Source organism: Erythrobacter sp. THAF29 (assembly GCF_009363635.1).
In the GTDB taxonomy this organism is placed as follows: Bacteria; Pseudomonadota; Alphaproteobacteria; order Sphingomonadales; family Sphingomonadaceae; genus Erythrobacter.
In genome coordinates this window covers 2,487,993-2,504,318 of record NZ_CP045392.1, presented here as the reverse complement: position 1 = coordinate 2,504,318, position 16,326 = coordinate 2,487,993, and the positions used below count along the sequence as shown (strand labels likewise).

Here is a 16,326-nt window from a genome sequence, read left to right as displayed (position 1 = left end):
GCCGGCCTGCGGTCAAGCGAATCCAGCCGGCCCGCCAAAGATTCAGGCCGCGTCGACGAGCACGACTTCGCTGTCTTCGAGCGCGGTCACAGTCACACGTTCGAGCTGTGTAATGGCGACACCATCACGTGCCTTTGCTTCGACATCATCGACCCGCACCTTCCCGGTTGCGGGGACGAGATAGAGGTGCCGCGAAGCATCGCCGATTTCGTAGGTCACGCTCTCGCCGGCCTTGATCGTCGCACCCAGCACGCGGGCATTTGTGCGGATCTTCAGAGCGTCATCGTCGTTGGCGATACCGCTGGCGAGCGGTACGAATGAACCGGCGCGGTCGCCCTTGGGGAACTGTTTCGCGCCCCAGCTGGGCTCGCCGCCGCGCTCGTCCGGAATGATCCAGATCTGGAACAGCGTCGTGTCCTCGTCTTCGAGGTTGTATTCCGAATGCTGCACGCCTGTGCCGGCGCTCATCACCTGCACATCGCCCGCTTCGGTGCGGCCTTCATTGCCCATGGAGTCGCGGTGTGTGATCGCTCCTTCTCTCACATAGGTGATGATCTCCATGTCGTTATGCGGGTGCGTCGGAAAGCCGGTGCCAGGCGCGATTCTGTCGTCGTTCCAGACGCGAAGGTTGCCCCAGTGAACGCGGCTCGGATCATGGTAGCTCGCGAATGAGAAATGGTGGCGCGCATCGAGCCAGCCGTGATTGGCGGCGCCAAGGGTTTCAAAGGGACGAAGTTCGATCATGGCCTATCTCCCGTTGGAGTGTCTGTGTTGAACGGGAGATAGGCAGAATCGTGCCTCAAGATAACTGCGATAAAACTTGTCAAAATGTTCTGAATATCTGAACATAGGGCCATGAAGCTTGGCGAACCCACTCTCGACCAGATTCGGATATTCCTGGCCGTGGTGGAAGAGGGGAGCTTTGGCGGTGCGGCGCGGGCGAGCGGACGTGCCGTCTCAGCAATCAGCTACGGCGTTGCGCAGCTGGAAGCGCAATTGGCCGTTACGCTGTTCGAGCGCGAAGGATCGAAGAAGCCGGTACTGACCGAAGCGGGCGAGGGGCTTCTGGCCGAAGCACGAAGCATTGCAGACCGTGTCGATGCACTCTTGGCGAAAGCGCGCTCGCTCCACGCGGGGCTGGAAAGCAGCGTCGGACTGGTGCTCGATGTCATGGTTTCGGGCGAGGTCACGGCGCTTGTGTTGCGCGAATTCCGGGACATGTTCCCGACGGTCGCGCTCACTCTCAATATCGAAGGGCTGGGCGCGGTTGCCGAATGCCTACTGGATGAGCGAGCCGAGCTAGCCATCGGCGGCCCAGTGATTGGCGACCTGCCATCGCTTGAGCGGCAGGTAATCGGCAGGATCGACCTCGTACCCGTCGCCGCTCCCGGCCACCCGCTCGCGGCGAGAGACATCCCGCCGGGTGAAAGCCGCAAGCACCTGCAACTGGTGCTCGCCGACCGTTCCGACTTTACGCAGGGCCGGGAATTTTCGGTGCTCAGCCCGCTTACGTGGCGGCTGGGCGATCTGGGAGCAAAGCACTCGCTGCTGAAGCAAGGGCTCGGGTGGGGCAATATGCCGCGCCACCAGATTTCCCGCGATCTGGCGGAGGGAAGGCTGGTCGAACTCGACCTTCCCGAAAAACCGGGCGCTCTCTATCCCTTCAGCGCGATGTGGAGGCGCGACCACCGGCTTGGCCCTGCGGCGAGCTGGCTTATCGACAGCTTTCGCGAGCAGCTCTCACGCTGTCCCGATTAGGGGCCGAAGAGAATCGGTTCGTCGCCCGCTTTCCAGGGCGCGAACTTGGGCATCACGGATAGGAAGAGGTCGGAGGCGATATGCCCTTCGAGCCAGCGTTGCAGGTGCGGCAGGCCTTGCGCATCGAACCACGCGCGGTCGGTGTTGGCGAACTGCCGTACGAACGGGAAGATCGCGATATCGGCGAGCGTCCGCGTGCTGCCCCACAGCTGGTTCTGACCGGTGAGCCGCGCGTCGAGTTCCTCGAGGATCGCGAGGCCTTGGCTTCGGTGGTGCAAACGCAAAGCGTCCTCGTCTCCGTCGGTCTCCTCGGGGTAGCGCGTGGGATATTTGTACCGGTCGAGATGATGCTTGAACGGCCCGTCGTTGCGCTCGATCAGCGCAAGAACCGACAACGCATCGTCGCCCGCCAGCCAGCCTTCGGGATCGCTTTGCGACAGCGCCCAGCGCATCACCGCGATGCTCTCGTCGATCACGGTCCCGTCGGCGAGAACCAGCACTGGGACGGTCGCTTTGGGGGAAACCTCGATCAGTTCGGGCGGTTTGTCGGCGAGCTTCACCTCGCGCAGCTCCACCGTGATCCCCGCCACCCACAGCGCCATGCGCGCGCGCATCGCATAGGGGCAGCGGCGGAAAGAGTAGAGGATCGGAAGCGCGGCCATCCTAGGGCGAGCGCGGGAGCGTGCCGACATGGCTTTCCCCGCGCTCCCTCGCCAGTTGCGCCTGTCGCTGGCGCTCGCGATAGCGTTCGCGCTGCTCTTCGGTCTTCTCCTCGATGCAGTGCGGGCAGCTCACGCCTTCCTCGTAATACTCGCTTTGCATATCTTGCGGAGAGACCGGGCGGCGGCAGGCGCGGCACAGCCGATAATCGGACAGGGCGAGATCGTGCCCCACGGCCACGCGTTCGTCGAAAACGAAGCAGTCGCCCTCCCACAAACTTTGGTCCCTGGGCACGGTCTCGAGATATTTCAGGATCCCGCCCTTGAGATGATAGACCTCGTCGATCCCCTCCTGCCGCAGGAAGCTGGTCGATTTCTCGCAGCGGATCCCGCCGGTGCAGAACATCGCGACCTTTTTCTTGCCTTCGAGCAGTTCCTCGCGGTGCTCGCGGAACCATTTGGGAAACTCGCCGAAGCTGCGCGTCTCGGGATCGAGCGCGCCCTTGAAAGTGCCGATCGCGACTTCGTAATCGTTGCGCGTGTCGATCACGAGCGTGTCGGGATCGGAGATGAGATCGTTCCAGTCCGCGGGCGAGACATAGTGCCCGACGCTCGCCCGAGGATCGATATCGGGCTGACCCATGGTGACGATCTCGCGCTTCAGCCGCACCTTCATGCGATTGAAGGGCATCTCGCAAGCGGTCGAAAACTTCACGTCGAGATCGGCGCAGCCGGGAAGCGCGCGGATGTGGGAGAGCACCGCATCAAGCCCCTCGCGCGTGCCCGCGATGGTGCCGTTTATGCCTTCCTTCGCGAGCAGCAGCGTACCGCCGATGCGGTTCGAGAGGCACACCTGCTCGAGCGGTCCCTTGAGCGCGGCGGGATCGTCGAACGGCGTGAACTGGTAGAGCGCGGCGACCTGAATCGGATCGGTCATTCGCTGTCTTCTTCCGAGCCGTGGTGCCATGGAGGCGTGGCTTGTGAAGGCACCCAGCATTCCTCGAGCGATTGAGCGAAATCATAGCCCCAAAGGCCGGGCGTGCCGCGCAACGGGCTGCCATCGAAACTGAGCTTCGTGAAATAATTCGGGGTGAAGGTCAGTTTGATCGTGTCGGAATGGATCACTATCGCCATGTCGTCATCATCCGCGACAAGAGACTGGTTGAAAAATGCCAATTTCTCCGCCTCACGAGCCTTTGCCAACGCCGCCGGGCAAGTCGCGAGGTCGGCCTCCAACCACTCCACTGCACCCTTATCGAGCACAGTGATCAGCTCCTCGCGATTGCTGACGGCGAGTGTTCGCAGGGTCGTGAGCAATTCCAAGCCCCGATAACGCGGGCGTTCGGGTTCGCCATCATAGGGCGCGCGCACCATCCGGGCCCGCAGGCGGTCGATGCAACTGCGGTCACCTTCCGCGTCGTCGCGATGACATCCTCGAAACACCGCAATCGCGTAGATCGGATAACTGTAGTCGTCGCCCAGATGGAGAATGGTGAGCAAAGGATCAAAGCCGAAGCGCCCTCGAAAGAAACGTTCGGGAGCGAAGGCCTCGGCGAGAACCGCGTGCTTGGCGTTAAAAGCAGGCTCATCGTTCGCAGGTTCGTTAGCCGAAGCGGAACCGCCGGATAGAGCAGCGCCGAGGGCGATCAGCGCGGTGGCGAGCGCTCTCTTCAAATCCGCGTCACCCAGCCGTGTGTGTCCTCGACCTTGCCGTGTTGCAGGCCGACCAGCTTCTCGCGCATCTTCTGCGCCATCTGGCCGATGCCGCCGCTACCGATGCTGAACTCGCCTGCGGGCGAGGCAACGGTGCCGACCGGGGTGACGACCGCCGCCGTTCCGCAGGCCAGCGTTTCGAGCAGGTCGCCGCTCTCGGCTTCTTCGCGCCACTGCGCGATCGAATAGGGTTCCTCGCGAACCTCGTATCCCTCCTCGTGCAGCATCGCGATCAGACTGTCGCGGGTGATGCCGGGCAGGATCGTGCCGGTAAGCGGCGGGGTGATGACACTGCCGTCGGCGCGGACGAAGAACAGGTTCATCCCGCCCAGCTCCTCGACCCATTTCCGCTCGACCGCATCGAGGAACACCACCTGGTCGCAGCCATGCGCGATGGCCTCTGCCTGGGGGACGAGGCTGGCTGCATAATTGCCGCCGGTCTTGGCCGCTCCGGTCCCGCCGGGGGCCGCGCGGACATAGTCCTGAGAAACCCAGATTTTCACCGGGTTGACCCCGCCCTTGAAGTAATTGCCCGACGAGCACAGGATCACGACGAACTTGTACTGCTTGGCAGGGCGCACGCCGAGAAACGCCTCGGAGGCGAACATGAAGGGGCGGATGTAAAGCGAGCCGCCTTCGATTTGCGGCATCCACGCGGCATCCTTGAGCACGATTTTGCGGACCGATGCGAGGAACAGTTCCTCGGGTATTTCGGGCATCGCCATGCGCCGGGCGCTGGCGTTGAAGCGCGCGGCATTCGCTTCGGGCCGGAACAGCGCAAGGCCGCCCTCGGCATGGGTGAAGGCCTTCATGCCCTCGAAAATTTCCTGCGCGTAATGCAACACGCTTGCCGCCGGATCGAGCGGGATCGCCTCTCGCGGCCCAAGCACCGGGGTTTGCCAGCCGCCCCTGGCCTCGTCGTAGTCGATGGTGACCATGTGATCGGTGAACACCGTGCCGAAACCGGGGTCGGCGATGCGCGCCTCGCGAACGTCGTCGGGTGTGGGCGAGGGGTGGGGGACGTGCGTGAATTCCATGGGTGGGCGAATAGTATCGTGCGGCGCTGCGGGCAAGAATTGAGTCTCTTGTTATCGCCCTCAAACGCCGGGCGCGAGCCGTCCGGCTCGCTTGGCTTCGCCGCACAGGCGGCGGCGCGCAGTCGCGCGCTGGCGTCGCTGGTCGCGACGCGATCAACGCAATTTTTCAAACTCGCACCATGCGTCAAGGCGCTTCCTTGTCGGCTTGGTCACGGAGCACGGTTCGCAAAGCGAACCGCAAGCGCGACTGCGCGCCCGCAGCGCCGAAGGCGTGAGGATTTCGCATCGCGGATGCGATGCGGACAACCAAGACTCCGCGCGCCCGGGGTTTGAGGGCGCAAACAAAATTCTCAACGCAATGAAAAGGGCGGTTCCGCCCGTCGGGGAACCGCCCTTTCATGGTCAGCGGCGGTAAGCGCCGCTCACGAAGTCTTACTCGGTATCTGCTTACCGAATATACCTCGCGCGGAAACTTGCCGACCTCTCTACTGAACCATGAGACATCGGATCACCTCCTTTCGCGCTTGAAAGCCAAGACCCAAACCGTATCACCGGGGGCCGAGAGCCGCGTTCGCCGCTAGCCTCATGTACATATTTGAGTCGTCCGCTGCCCCAAGACAAGACTTGAATTATAGTTTTCCCACGTCATACTCGACCATCGTTGCGCAGGAGACGTGACGGCGGCGCCGGAGGGAAACCTCGGGCGTTTTTTGCTTCCGGGACATGTCTGTGGACGGTCTGTCGACAACCTGTGGATATTAACCAAAGGAATCGAGAGATTATGTTTGCTTTTCGCACGCCCTCCGGCGTTCGATTTCCTCGCGCCTTTCGGCGCTGCGGGCGCCCGGTCGGGCTTGCGGCGGCTGCGCCGCCGTGCTCCGCGAACAAGCCTCTACCCGATTACCTACAGTCCTCGATGACGCGACTCACTTCGACCCAAGCGGGGATGTAGAGCGTCGGGAGGCCCGGCGTTTCGATCGCAAAGCGACCCTTCGTGATCGCCATTGCATCGAGGATCGGGTCATCGGCATCGACACGTGTCGCGACGATCATAGCGCTGGAACTGATATCGGCGCGTAGAGTGCGTTCGGCAGTCTCGGTCGTGATTGTTATCGTGGAGGTGCCAGTCGGCAAATAGCCCCTGCGGGAAATTGAAATCTGCTCGCGGCCCGGATTGGCTGAGCAGTGAAGCCTCAGATTGAAACTGCCTGATTGAGACGTAGTGAAATCTGCGCGCGAGGTCGATCCCGAATTGCTGTAAATCCAGGTGCCCGGCGTCTGCGGTGCATCGAGATAATTCTCATACTCCGGTTGCTGAACAGCCGGGACTGGTGTCGGAGATGGCGAAGGAGCGGGAGCGGGCGCGACCGTAGGCACGGGAGCGGGCGCAGGAGTCGTAACCGGCGGCGGAACCGGGAGCGGCGGCTCTACGTTCGGAATGCAGGCGGCAATCGTGAAACTCAGCGCAATCGCGCCAACGGCATGGAGGTAGATCGCTTTCATGCCGTCTAAATGCGCGCTAACGGCTTTCGGGTCCATGACCAATGCGAACAAACCACCCAAAAAGAAGCGGGTAGACCACCTGCTGGTCGAACGCGGCCTCGCTGAAAGCCGCACCCGCGCGCAGGCCCTCATAATGGCAGGCACGGTCTTTTCGGGCGAGACCAAGATCGAAAAGCCCGGCCAACAGATTGCCGAGGATGCGCCGCTCGAGGTGCGCGGACGCGACCATCCTTGGGTCAGCCGCGGCGGGATAAAGCTTGCGCATGCGATCGAGCATTTCGGGCTCGATCCGGAAGGTGCAATCGCGATGGATATCGGCAGTTCGACTGGCGGCTTCACCGATGTGCTTTTGACCAACGGCGCGGCGCATGTCTTTGCGGTCGACAGCGGAACCAACCAGCTCGCCTGGAAGCTGCGGCAGGACGATCGGGTCACCGTTCTCGAGCAGACAAGCGCACGCATCCTCACCCGCGATCACATCACGCGCGAGTGCAACTGGGTGGTGTGCGATGCGAGCTTCATCAGCCTTGCCAAGGTGCTTGAACGCCCGCTCGAATTGGCGGCGCGCGAGTGTCGGCTTGTCGCGCTGATCAAGCCGCAATTCGAAGTGGCGCGCGAGGAAGTGGGCAAGGGCGGCGTGGTGCGCGATCCCGCCCTGCACGAAAGGGTGTGCGGCGAGGTTCGCGAGTGGCTCGAAGGACTTGACTGGGACATCGACGGGATCGTGGAAAGCCCGATCACCGGCCCACAGGGCAATGTGGAATTCCTGATCTCGGCAAATCGCGGCTGATCGTCAGCCCAGATCGAGCGAACCCAATTTCTTATCCAGATCTATCGGCATCTGCGAGAGGACTTCGATCCCGCTCGCCTTCTCGTATGCCTTCTCGCCGTGTTCGGCTTCGAGCTCGGCCTGCTTAGCGTCCCGCTCGCGCAGGAGCTCGGCGATCTCTCCGCGATAAAGCGCGACCATTGCGGTGACGAAGCAATTGACGAGGTCGTCTTCCTTGGTGTGGTCCACATTGAAGTCGGGCAGGTGCTCGATCATCACCTCGGCGGGAAAGAGGAATTCGTTGGTGACGAAGCGGTTCACCGTGAACCATGCGCGCGGGATGCCTTGCGTATTGATCGACAGGCCAACGAGGTGCGTCACATGCGCCTTTGCCTCCTCGCCCTGAGGCGGCCAGACTTTGGGCTCGAGGCCGTCGGGCAATTGCGTGCGATGGAGGAAGAGATGGAAGTGGCCGTGCTCGTCCGCGTCGCGCATTCCCGGCGCGTGAACATGATAGTACCAGCGCGATTGGCAGTTGGCATCGCGCGCATCTTTCTTGGGATAGTGGGTCCAGAAAGTTGCCCCCTCCTCGGGCACTACGCGCAGCATCAAGGGGCGCTGTTCCTGCGCCATCCGGGTGATTGTTTCGATTACTGTGTGCGCGGCTTCCACTTGGTTCATGTTCGCGGACCTTAGAAACAAAACGGCCGACGACAACAGGGAGTTGCCATCGGCCGGATTATCTTAAGCGTAAGCGCTCAGCTTATGCGGCACCGCAATCTGCAGCGGCGCAGCCTTCAGCCGCGCAACCTTCTGCAGCGCAGCCCTCTGCGGCGCAACCTTCAGCAGCGCAGCCTTCTGCGGTGCAACCTTCAGCGGCGCAGCCTTCGGCAGCACAACCGGCAGCGGCGCAATCGGCGACTGCGGTGGTGTCGGCTTCGGTTGCAGCATCGTCAGCCGGAGCCGAGCATGCAGCGGTGGCAACAGCGAGACCGCCAGCAACGGCGAGCATCGAAGCAAAGTTCGTCTTTTTCATTAATTTTCCCCTCTAGGGCTCCCATCGAACCCGTAAACGGCGGGACGCGCAGATGGATGAATCTTGCCGAACGACGTCCCGAATCACGGCAAGAATGTGGCGACGCTATCATAGAGTTCGAAATTCGCACACGGCTTTTATCTCGACCGGCTGAACGGCGCAGAATAACGTGGCTTGTGCCGGATCTGGACACGCCCTCATCGCTGCAATGTGGGTAAATTGGCGCTGGCACTGCCAGAGTGTATCGCTCCTCGGCATAGTCCGTGGCGAATCGAGAATTGTGGCAAATGGCCGCGCATGCGCGCCACCGAACAGGAGAATGAATGAACGTCCTGGCTTCGAAATCGCAGCTCCGCGCGAGCTTTTTGCGGTGGTCGCTGTTCCTCGTTCCACTCATCGTGCTGCTCGGCTTTCTCGCGGGCCAGCTAGGCAGCCCGCAGACCGCCTGGTTCCAGGGTCTTGTGAAGCCGTCGATTTTTCCGCCTCCCGCCGCTTTCGGGATCGTGTGGGGCATCCTCTACGTGATGATAGGATTTGCACTGGCGCTCGTAGCAAGCGCGTGGGGAGCGCGGGGGCGGGAGCTCGCGATAATTTTGTTCGCACTGCACTTCGCCGGAAACCTTGCATGGACACCGGTTTTCTTCGGCATGCAGGACATGACTGGCGGGCTCTACATTCTCGTCTACGTGACGCTGAGCCTGCTGGTGGTGATCTGGGCCTTCTGGCGCGTGAGACGGCTAGCGGCGATGCTGCTGCTGCCCTATCTCGCTTGGGTCGCTTTCGCGACGGTGCTCAACTACCAGTTCATCGCGGAGAACCCCGATGGCGGGAGCACGGAAGAGAGCGGAGCTGTCGAGCGGGTTACGCTTTAGGTTTTTGAGTTCTGGGCAAGCCAACGGTCGTGCGATTTCCTGGCTCGAGCGACATGAAAATCGCGTCGCTGCGCGACCGAAACCACTTGCCCTTGCTCTGAAGCATCGCCAAATAGCCCGCATGCAAAGCGAAAACCCGATCATCGCCGACTTCGTCAAACTCGCCAACAGCGCGGCCGGCACATTCGCCGGCATGACGCGCGAGGCTCGTGAAAGTGCGCGCGAACGCATGCGCGAGGCGATGGGCGGCATGGATTTCGTGAGCCGCGAGGAATTCGACACGGTGAAAGCGATGGCGCAGAAGGCACGCCAACAGGCAGATGCGCTTGAAGCCAAGGTCGCCGAGTTGGAAGAGAAGCTCGCGCAAGAGTAATATCGCAGCCCCTGCGTTCAAGCAGGATTGCACCACACCGCCGATCCTCTAGGCTGTGCGTCTTCATTCGTCGCAGCTCCCAAGAGGTATCCATGATCCGCCCGATGTTGCTCGCCGCCACGGCGTTCTCCCTGCCATCCGCCGTTTTGGCACAGGAGGCGGAGGAAGCGTTTGGCGGGACCAAGGGCGCGGATTTGTCGATCGAAGCGATTGAGCCCGATGGCAGTGAGATCACTCTGGGCCGCGCCGGCGAATACCCGCCCGACATCGCGCGCTACCTGCTCGCAAGCGGGGCGGGGGCGGCCAACCTCTCGCCTGACGGGCGGACGATTGCTTTCTCGTGGGACGTGACAGGTAAGCCCGAGCTTTGGGTGATGCCCGCGAGCGGCGGCCAGCCGATGCAGGTCACATTCAAGACAGGCGTGCGCGCTCCGATCTGGACGCCCGATGGCAAGGCCCTGTTCTATTCCGCCGACCGCGACGGCAATGAGCAGCCCGGATACTTCACTGTGTCGAACAACGGCGTCGAAACCGAAGTGCTGCCCGCCGAGCGCGGCGATTTCCGCATTTTCGGCGACTTCGCGAAGGATGGCAGCTTCGTCTACGCCTCGACCGCGCGCGGGGCTGGCGTGTTCGACATCTATCGCGGCACGCTGGATGGCGAGAGCGAACTCATCGTCGAAAGCGAACTTGGCCTTGCCGCGCGTTCGATCTCACCCGACGGCAAGTACGCGATCGTGACCGAGACGGTGGGAGAGGACGCGAACAATCTTTATCTGCTCGATCTCGAGACGAAGGAAATGACGACTGTCTCCAAGCCCGCGCTCGAGAACCGCGCGAGCCATACGGTCGGCGGGTTCGAGTGGCTTCCCGATTCCAAGACGTTCATCTTTTCGACCAACCTTCCCGCGCAGGCTGCTTCGATGTCGGGCGATGATTCCTCGCAGCGCAAAGCTGGCGAGTTCGCAACACTCGCGCGCTACGATCTGGAATTCGGCAAGATCGAACCCGCGTTCACCTCGGATGCCGATGTCGAGAACATTGAGCTGTGCGGGCCGGATTCGCTCATCATCGCCTTTACGCAAAACCGTGACGGTTTCGACACGCTCCAGATCCGCAATATGCGCGATGGGACGAGCCGCACGGTGCCGTTCCTGCCCGAGGGCAACTACACGCTCGATTGTGAAGGCGGGGACGAGCCCAAGCTGATGGTCCGCGTTAACGGCTGGCAGACTCCCGGCGAAATCTGGATGATCAATCCGCTCGACGGGACGGGCGAGAAGGTATTCTCCGCAAACCTTGCCGGTCTCGATCCGATCCGTCTCGTGCGTCCTAAAGTGGTGCGATATCCAGCGCGTGACGGGGTGGAGTTGCAGGGTCTGCTCTACCTTCCCGAAGGCGCGGGCACGGGTGAGGACGCGCCGCCCGTGATCTTCGACGTTCATGGCGGCCCATCGGCGCAGTCGCAGGCGACCTTCGAGCCGGTTGCGCAATACCACGTCGCGCGAGGCGTGGCGGTGTTCCAGCCTAACGTGCGCGGAAGCACTGGGCTGGGGCGAACCTATTCGACGCTCGACGACCGCGAGAACCGGCTGGACTCGATCCGCGATCTCGTCGATCTCAAGAATGCTCTCGCCGATGACGGGCTCATCGATGGCGACCGCGCTGCGGTGATGGGCGGCTCCTATGGAGGCTATGCGGTGAATGCGGTGCTAGCCGAATATCCGGGCGAATTCGCTGCCGGCGTCTCGTTGTTCGGCGTCGCCGACTGGATCACCGCGCTCGAGGTTGCATCGCCCGCGCTCAAGGCCTCCGACCGGATCGAATATGGCGACATCACCGAAGAACGCTGGCGCGAATTCTACCGCGTCAACTCACCGATCCGCAAAGCCGACCGTATCACCGTGCCGGTACTCTATTCGCACGGCGTCATGGACCCGCGCATCGACATTTATGAAACAGAGGTAATGGTGAAGACGCTGCGCGCGAATGGTGTGGAAGCGCCCTTCATTCGCATCCCCGATGAAGGGCACGGGTGGCGCAAGCTGTCGAACCAGCTGTTCTACTTCCGCAAACAGGCCGAGTTCATCGAGAAGCAGCTTGGGCTGACCGAGACGGAATGAACGTCCACACGCAGGCAATCCTCGTCGCCTCGCGTCCGCATGGCGAGACAGCCTCGATTGCCCGGCTGCTGACCGAGGAATACGGCCTCGTTGCAGGTTATGTCGCAGGCGGGCGCGGGCGGCAGCTGCGCCCGGTGATGATTCCCGGCAACCGCGTCGACCTCGAACTGCGTGCCAAGTCCGCAAGCCAGCTTCCATTCGCAAGGCTCGAATTGGTCGAGAGCCGCGCACCGTGGATGACCGAGCCGCTGCCCGCCGCCGCAATCAACTGGGCTTGCGCACTCACGGCAAGTGCGCTGCCTGAACGCCAGGAGTATCCGGGGCTCTACGAAGCGCTCGACGGATTGCTCACTGCAATCTGCAACGCGCCGTCCGCGCGTCGCTGGCTGGGCGCGATGGTGACTTACGAGGCGCTGCTGCTGCGCGAACTCGGCTTTGGGGGCGACAAGCCCCAAACCGCAGGCGATCTGGAAGCGCAGATCGAGGTTTTCCGCGCTCTCCACAAGCCGATTGCGCGCTACCTGCTTGCCGACGCCCGAGGCGATGTTATGGCCGCTCGTGTCGCTCTTGGAGAGCGGCTGGTGCGGATGGTGGAGGGAAGCTGATGAAGATTGCGGTTCTGCCGGGGGACGGGATCGGCCCTGAGGTCACGCGCGAAGCGGTCAAGGTGCTCGAGGCGCTCGACCTGCCGAGGCTGACGCTGTTCGATGGCGATGTCGGCGGCATCGCCTATAAACGCCATGGCCAGCCTCTTCCCTCAGAGACACTTACCATCGCCCAATCTTGCGATGCGGTGCTGTTCGGCGCGGTCGGCGATCCCGATTGCGACAAGCTCGAACGCGCCCTGCGCCCCGAACAGGCGATCCTGGGCCTGCGCAAACACCTCGACCTGTTCGCCAACCTGCGCCCGGCAAAGGTCTTTGCAGGATTGGAGCACCTCTCGCCGCTCAAGCCCGAAATCGCCAAGACGCTCGACATGATGATCGTTCGCGAGCTGACCGGCGATGTCTATTTCGGCGACAAGGGTGAAAAGGTCGCCAACGATGGCAGCCAAGAGGGGTGGGACATGATGTCCTATTCCGAAACCGAGGTACGCCGCATCGCGCAGGTCGCTTTCCGCACCGCACGCGCAGGAGACGACAAGTGCCGCGTGTGCAGTGTCGACAAGGCCAACGTGCTCGAAACCAGCCAGGTGTGGCGCGACACGGTGAAGGATGCCGCTGGATCGCATCCCGACATCGAACTGAGCCACATGTATGTCGACAACGCTGCCATGCAGATCATCAGCAATCCCGCTCAGTTCGGCGTCATTCTTACAGGTAACCTGTTCGGTGACATCCTGTCCGATCTCGCGAGCGCTGCGGTCGGGTCTATCGGCCTGCTTCCGAGCGCTTCGATCGGAGATCGCAAGACCGACCATGGCGTATTCGGTCTCTACGAGCCAATCCATGGCAGCGCGCCCGATATCGCAGGGCAGTGCAAGGCGAACCCGATGGCGACGATCCTGTCGGTGGCGATGATGCTGCGCTATTCGTTCGGGCGAGAAAACGAAGCCGCACGGATCGAGATGGCGGTCGAAAAAGCGCTCGCCGATGGTATTCGCGGCGGCGACCTCGGCGGCGAGCATGGCTGCGAGGAAATCGGCGAAGCGGTTCGCGAGCGGCTGTAAGCGGGTCCCGTCATGTCGCTCGATCTTGCGATCATTCTTCCTACGCTCAACGAGCGCGGGAACCTCGCGCCTTTGGTGGAGCGGATCGAAGGTGCACTCGGGGCGGAGGGTTGGGAAGTCCTGATCGTCGATGATGACAGCAGGGACGGCACAGCCGACGAGGGCCGCAAACTCGCGCAACGAGACTGCCGTGTGCGGGTAATCCAACGGATCGGAAGACGCGGTTTGTCGAGCGCGGCGATAGAGGGGTTTTGCGCCACGGCCGCCGACTACGTCGCGGTGATGGACGCGGACCATCAGCACGATCCCGCGCTGCTGCCTAGAATGCTCGCGAGCCTCAAATCGGGCGAGGCCGACATCGCGGTCGCCAGCCGCTTCGCGGAAGGGGCGAGTACCGAAGGCTGGGCGGAACCCCAGCGCGAGCGCCTGTCCGGCTTCGCCAATCGCGTGGCGAGTTTTCTTACAGGGGTAGAGTTAAGCGATCCGATGAGCGGCTATTTCATGCTGCCCACTGCCAAGGCGCGCGCAATGGTCCCGCGCCTGTCGGGGATCGGCTTCAAGATCCTGCTCGACCTGCTTGCGACTTCGAAAGAGACGCTTGCCGTCAAGGAATTTCCGCTCAATTTCGCCAAGCGTCGCGCGGGCGAGAGCAAGCTCGACCGAGCGATCCTCTTCGACTTCCTTGCGGGGCTTTACGACAAGACGCTGGGCCGGGTGATCCCGACACGTTTTGCGCTGTTCGGTACGGTCGGGGCGCTGGGTGTGGTGATACACTATGCGGTGCTGTTGGCGCTGTTTCCGAATATGACGGCGATCTTCTGGAAAGCGCAGCTCGCGGCAGTGCTGACTGCGATGAGCTTCAACTTCTGGCTAAACAACTGGCTTACCTACCGCGACCGGCGGCTGAGGGGCTGGGGCGAGTATCTGCGCGGCTGGGCCGGCTTTGTCGCGACCTGCGCAGTCGGGGGATTTGCCAATGTGGCGGTTGCGACCCTGCTCGAAAGCGAGGGCGTGCACTACGTCCTGGCCGCCTTCGCCGGGATCCTGATCGGATCGGTCTGGAATTACGCGCTATCCAGCCGCTTTGTCTGGGGCCGGTTTTGATGGACCGCCGCTAAAGTCCCACCTGATTTTTGTTGCCACGCATTTTTGGTTCGGTTCGTCAGATTTCGCCTCTCGCAGCATTCTTGAAATGAGTCTTGCTAGAACATCGGATTGGCGGTTGGTCAAATCCTGACGGGCCGCATGCCTGCAATCCACAAACCTGCCCACGCCATCGACGCGGCAAGCGACATCCACTTCCAGAACCAGCGGCATGATCCGATCGATATCGGTCGGCATACCATCAAACCAATTGTCGCTGATCACGATAGTCCCTCGCGGCTTGGGACAATTGAATGCGTCCGGTCCCAAATCTGTGAGCACCAGCGCAAGCAGGAGGACTGTCTTCATTACCGCCACCCCTCGATCCACGTCCAGTCGGCAAAGCTCATCGGCCCATCCAGCGCAGCGGCGCTCAGAACCTTGTAGAACACAGCGAACATGAACGACGAGGCGAGCGGTATGGCGATGCCGAGCCAGCGATAGCGGCTCCGGTAGAGATCGGCGCAGGCGAGGGCGAGGGCGGCGAGCAGGAACAGGCTTGGCACGAAATAATGGTAGTAGAACTGCACCGCCTTGGGCGCGATCAGCCACAGGCCCAGGCTGATGGCGTACCCGATCACCACGCCCAGACGCGCCCAGTCCGCGCGCCAGGCCCCGGTAATCAGGCACCAGAGCAGCGCAAGCAGACCCAGCAGCATCGTCAGCGGGTTGCCGATCAGCAGCACGCCACGCTGCGCGCCATCGGTGTATTCGTAAAGGTACCAGATGCCGCGCGTGTTTGTGACCCATTGCGGCCAGGTGCTCTGGTAAGTGTGCGGCGAGAGAACCTGGCGCTGGAGCTCGAGCATTTCCTGCTGGAAACCGATAATGCCTTTTTTCGCGAGCGGTGACGGATTGAATTCGCTGCCGAGCCAGTATCCCGGCGCAAAGGTCAGTGCGTAGACTGCAAGCGGCACGATACCGAGCCAGACAAACGCTTCGGCAAGCGAGATGCCGGGCACGGGTATGCCGCGCTTGCTCAGGAGCAGCCGCCGTCTTCCAGCCGCGAGGCGCGCTGCGAAAAAGGCAAGACCCGGCGCCATCGCGATCGGGACCGCGTTCCACTTTGCGCCCATCGCGCATCCCAGCGCAAGGCCGGTGAGCGCAAGCCGCCAGCGCCCGCGTTCGGGTTCGCGGATGGCTGCGGCAAACTGCCAGGCGGCGACCGCGAGAAAGGCGACCATGAAGATGTCGAGCATGGCGATGCGCGCATGGACGAAGAGGTGGAAACCGGTTGCGAGCAGCACGCCGTAAATCAGCGTCGCCGCGCGGTCGTGGCTCGCATGCCACAGCGCGCGCATCCCCGCTCCGAGGGCGACCGTTCCGGCGACAAGCGACATGATCCGCCAGCCGAGGGGCGTGTCGCCCATCAGCCAGATGCCGAGCGCGATCAGCTCCTTGCCGAGCAGCGGGTGCTCGCGATTGACGTAAATGCCGCGCCCCTCGCCGATCGCGAGCAGGTCGCGCGCGGCGGGGAGGTAGTGCACTTCGTCGAAATAGGGAGTTGAGGGGATGGTGAGCCGGATCGCGGCAAGCGCGCCGAAAGCCAGCGGAATGACGATGCACCATATCCACGGATCCTGCGCGATGACGCGCAGGTCTTCGCCCGCATGGGGCGCAGCGGTTTCAATCGCTCGCTCGGGGGCGGTGAGAGCCTCTGCCATCACCGCC

The 16,326-nt window shown here is 62.4% G+C and carries 18 protein-coding genes; 9 read left to right on the top strand and 9 right to left on the bottom strand.

The window, feature by feature from the left end; translation table 11 throughout:
• Positions 1-42: 42 nt before the first annotated feature.
• Entirely contained in the window at positions 43-744 is a 702-nt protein-coding gene (locus tag FIU90_RS12160; protein ID WP_152435012.1) for a pirin family protein, read from the bottom strand.
• 111 nt (positions 745-855) lie between these two features.
• Here FIU90_RS12160 and FIU90_RS12155 point away from each other — a divergent pair, with 111 nt between their 5' ends.
• Positions 856-1,758 (top strand): LysR family transcriptional regulator, encoded by a 903-nt coding sequence (locus FIU90_RS12155; protein ID WP_152435011.1) that lies wholly within the window; start codon positions 856-858, stop codon positions 1,756-1,758.
• On the opposite strand, the gene FIU90_RS12150 is transcribed toward FIU90_RS12155, so the two are convergent.
• From FIU90_RS12150 to FIU90_RS12130, 5 genes are all read right to left on the bottom strand, one after another.
• Positions 1,755-2,420 carry a glutathione S-transferase gene (locus tag FIU90_RS12150; protein ID WP_152435010.1) on the bottom strand — a complete coding sequence of 222 codons (666 nt, stop codon included), beginning with the start codon at positions 2,418-2,420 and terminating at the stop codon, positions 1,755-1,757. The two genes, FIU90_RS12155 and FIU90_RS12150, sit on opposite strands and share 4 nt — an antisense overlap.
• A 1-nt stretch (position 2,421) precedes the next feature.
• The gene (locus FIU90_RS12145; protein WP_152435009.1) at positions 2,422-3,354 is read right to left on the bottom strand and encodes a rhodanese-related sulfurtransferase; all 933 of its coding nucleotides are present in this window, start codon (positions 3,352-3,354) and stop codon (positions 2,422-2,424) included.
• Entirely contained in the window at positions 3,351-4,091 is a 741-nt protein-coding gene (locus tag FIU90_RS12140; protein WP_152435008.1) for a hypothetical protein, read from the bottom strand. The genes FIU90_RS12145 and FIU90_RS12140 overlap by 4 nt, the downstream gene beginning before the upstream one ends.
• Positions 4,088-5,167 carry a branched-chain amino acid aminotransferase gene (locus tag FIU90_RS12135; RefSeq protein ID WP_152435007.1) on the bottom strand — a complete coding sequence of 360 codons (1,080 nt, stop codon included), beginning with the start codon at positions 5,165-5,167 and terminating at the stop codon, positions 4,088-4,090. The genes FIU90_RS12140 and FIU90_RS12135 overlap by 4 nt, the downstream gene beginning before the upstream one ends.
• 900 nt (positions 5,168-6,067) lie before the next feature.
• Positions 6,068-6,670 (bottom strand): hypothetical protein, encoded by a 603-nt coding sequence (locus FIU90_RS12130; protein WP_152435006.1) that lies wholly within the window; start codon positions 6,668-6,670, stop codon positions 6,068-6,070.
• A gap of 34 nt (positions 6,671-6,704) precedes the next feature.
• Between FIU90_RS12130 and FIU90_RS12125 the strand changes: the two genes are divergently transcribed.
• Complete coding sequence (locus tag FIU90_RS12125) at positions 6,705-7,460, top strand: TlyA family RNA methyltransferase (RefSeq protein WP_152435005.1); 756 nt, start codon at positions 6,705-6,707, stop codon at positions 7,458-7,460.
• 3 nt (positions 7,461-7,463) lie between these two features.
• Here FIU90_RS12125 and FIU90_RS12120 read toward each other — a convergent pair whose 3' ends face one another.
• Complete coding sequence (locus FIU90_RS12120) at positions 7,464-8,120, bottom strand: hypothetical protein (protein WP_152435004.1); 657 nt, start codon at positions 8,118-8,120, stop codon at positions 7,464-7,466.
• Between the two features lie 97 nt (positions 8,121-8,217).
• Here FIU90_RS12120 and FIU90_RS15880 point away from each other — a divergent pair, with 97 nt between their 5' ends.
• The 7 genes from FIU90_RS15880 to FIU90_RS12085 all read left to right on the top strand — a co-directional run bounded on the left by FIU90_RS15880 (position 8,218) and on the right by FIU90_RS12085 (position 14,616).
• The gene (locus tag FIU90_RS15880; protein WP_370515208.1) at positions 8,218-8,478 is read left to right on the top strand and encodes a hypothetical protein; all 261 of its coding nucleotides are present in this window, start codon (positions 8,218-8,220) and stop codon (positions 8,476-8,478) included.
• A gap of 320 nt (positions 8,479-8,798) precedes the next feature.
• A complete protein-coding gene (locus FIU90_RS12110; RefSeq protein WP_152435002.1) occupies positions 8,799-9,347 on the top strand; it encodes a TspO/MBR family protein in 549 nt (182 codons plus the stop codon).
• Positions 9,348-9,468: 121 nt separating this feature from the next.
• Positions 9,469-9,720 carry an accessory factor UbiK family protein gene (locus FIU90_RS12105; RefSeq protein ID WP_152435001.1) on the top strand — a complete coding sequence of 84 codons (252 nt, stop codon included), beginning with the start codon at positions 9,469-9,471 and terminating at the stop codon, positions 9,718-9,720.
• A gap of 92 nt (positions 9,721-9,812) precedes the next feature.
• Entirely contained in the window at positions 9,813-11,843 is a 2,031-nt protein-coding gene (locus tag FIU90_RS12100) for a S9 family peptidase (RefSeq protein ID WP_152435000.1), read from the top strand.
• The gene (recO, locus tag FIU90_RS12095) at positions 11,840-12,448 is read left to right on the top strand and encodes a DNA repair protein RecO (RefSeq protein WP_152434999.1); all 609 of its coding nucleotides are present in this window, start codon (positions 11,840-11,842) and stop codon (positions 12,446-12,448) included. The genes FIU90_RS12100 and recO overlap by 4 nt, the downstream gene beginning before the upstream one ends.
• The gene (gene leuB, locus FIU90_RS12090) at positions 12,448-13,512 is read left to right on the top strand and encodes a 3-isopropylmalate dehydrogenase (protein ID WP_152434998.1); all 1,065 of its coding nucleotides are present in this window, start codon (positions 12,448-12,450) and stop codon (positions 13,510-13,512) included. The genes recO and leuB overlap by 1 nt, the downstream gene beginning before the upstream one ends.
• Positions 13,513-13,524: 12 nt before the next feature.
• Positions 13,525-14,616, top strand: coding sequence for a glycosyltransferase family 2 protein (locus FIU90_RS12085; RefSeq protein ID WP_152434997.1), 1,092 nt, complete (start codon positions 13,525-13,527; stop codon positions 14,614-14,616).
• Here the strand turns inward: FIU90_RS12085 and FIU90_RS12080 are convergent.
• The gene (locus FIU90_RS12080; protein ID WP_152434996.1) at positions 14,584-14,964 is read right to left on the bottom strand and encodes a hypothetical protein; all 381 of its coding nucleotides are present in this window, start codon (positions 14,962-14,964) and stop codon (positions 14,584-14,586) included. The genes FIU90_RS12085 and FIU90_RS12080 overlap by 33 nt on opposite strands.
• Complete coding sequence (locus FIU90_RS12075) at positions 14,964-16,319, bottom strand: phospholipid carrier-dependent glycosyltransferase (protein WP_152434995.1); 1,356 nt, start codon at positions 16,317-16,319, stop codon at positions 14,964-14,966. Before FIU90_RS12075 ends, FIU90_RS12080 begins: the two co-directional genes overlap by 1 nt.
• Positions 16,320-16,326 lie beyond the last annotated feature (7 nt).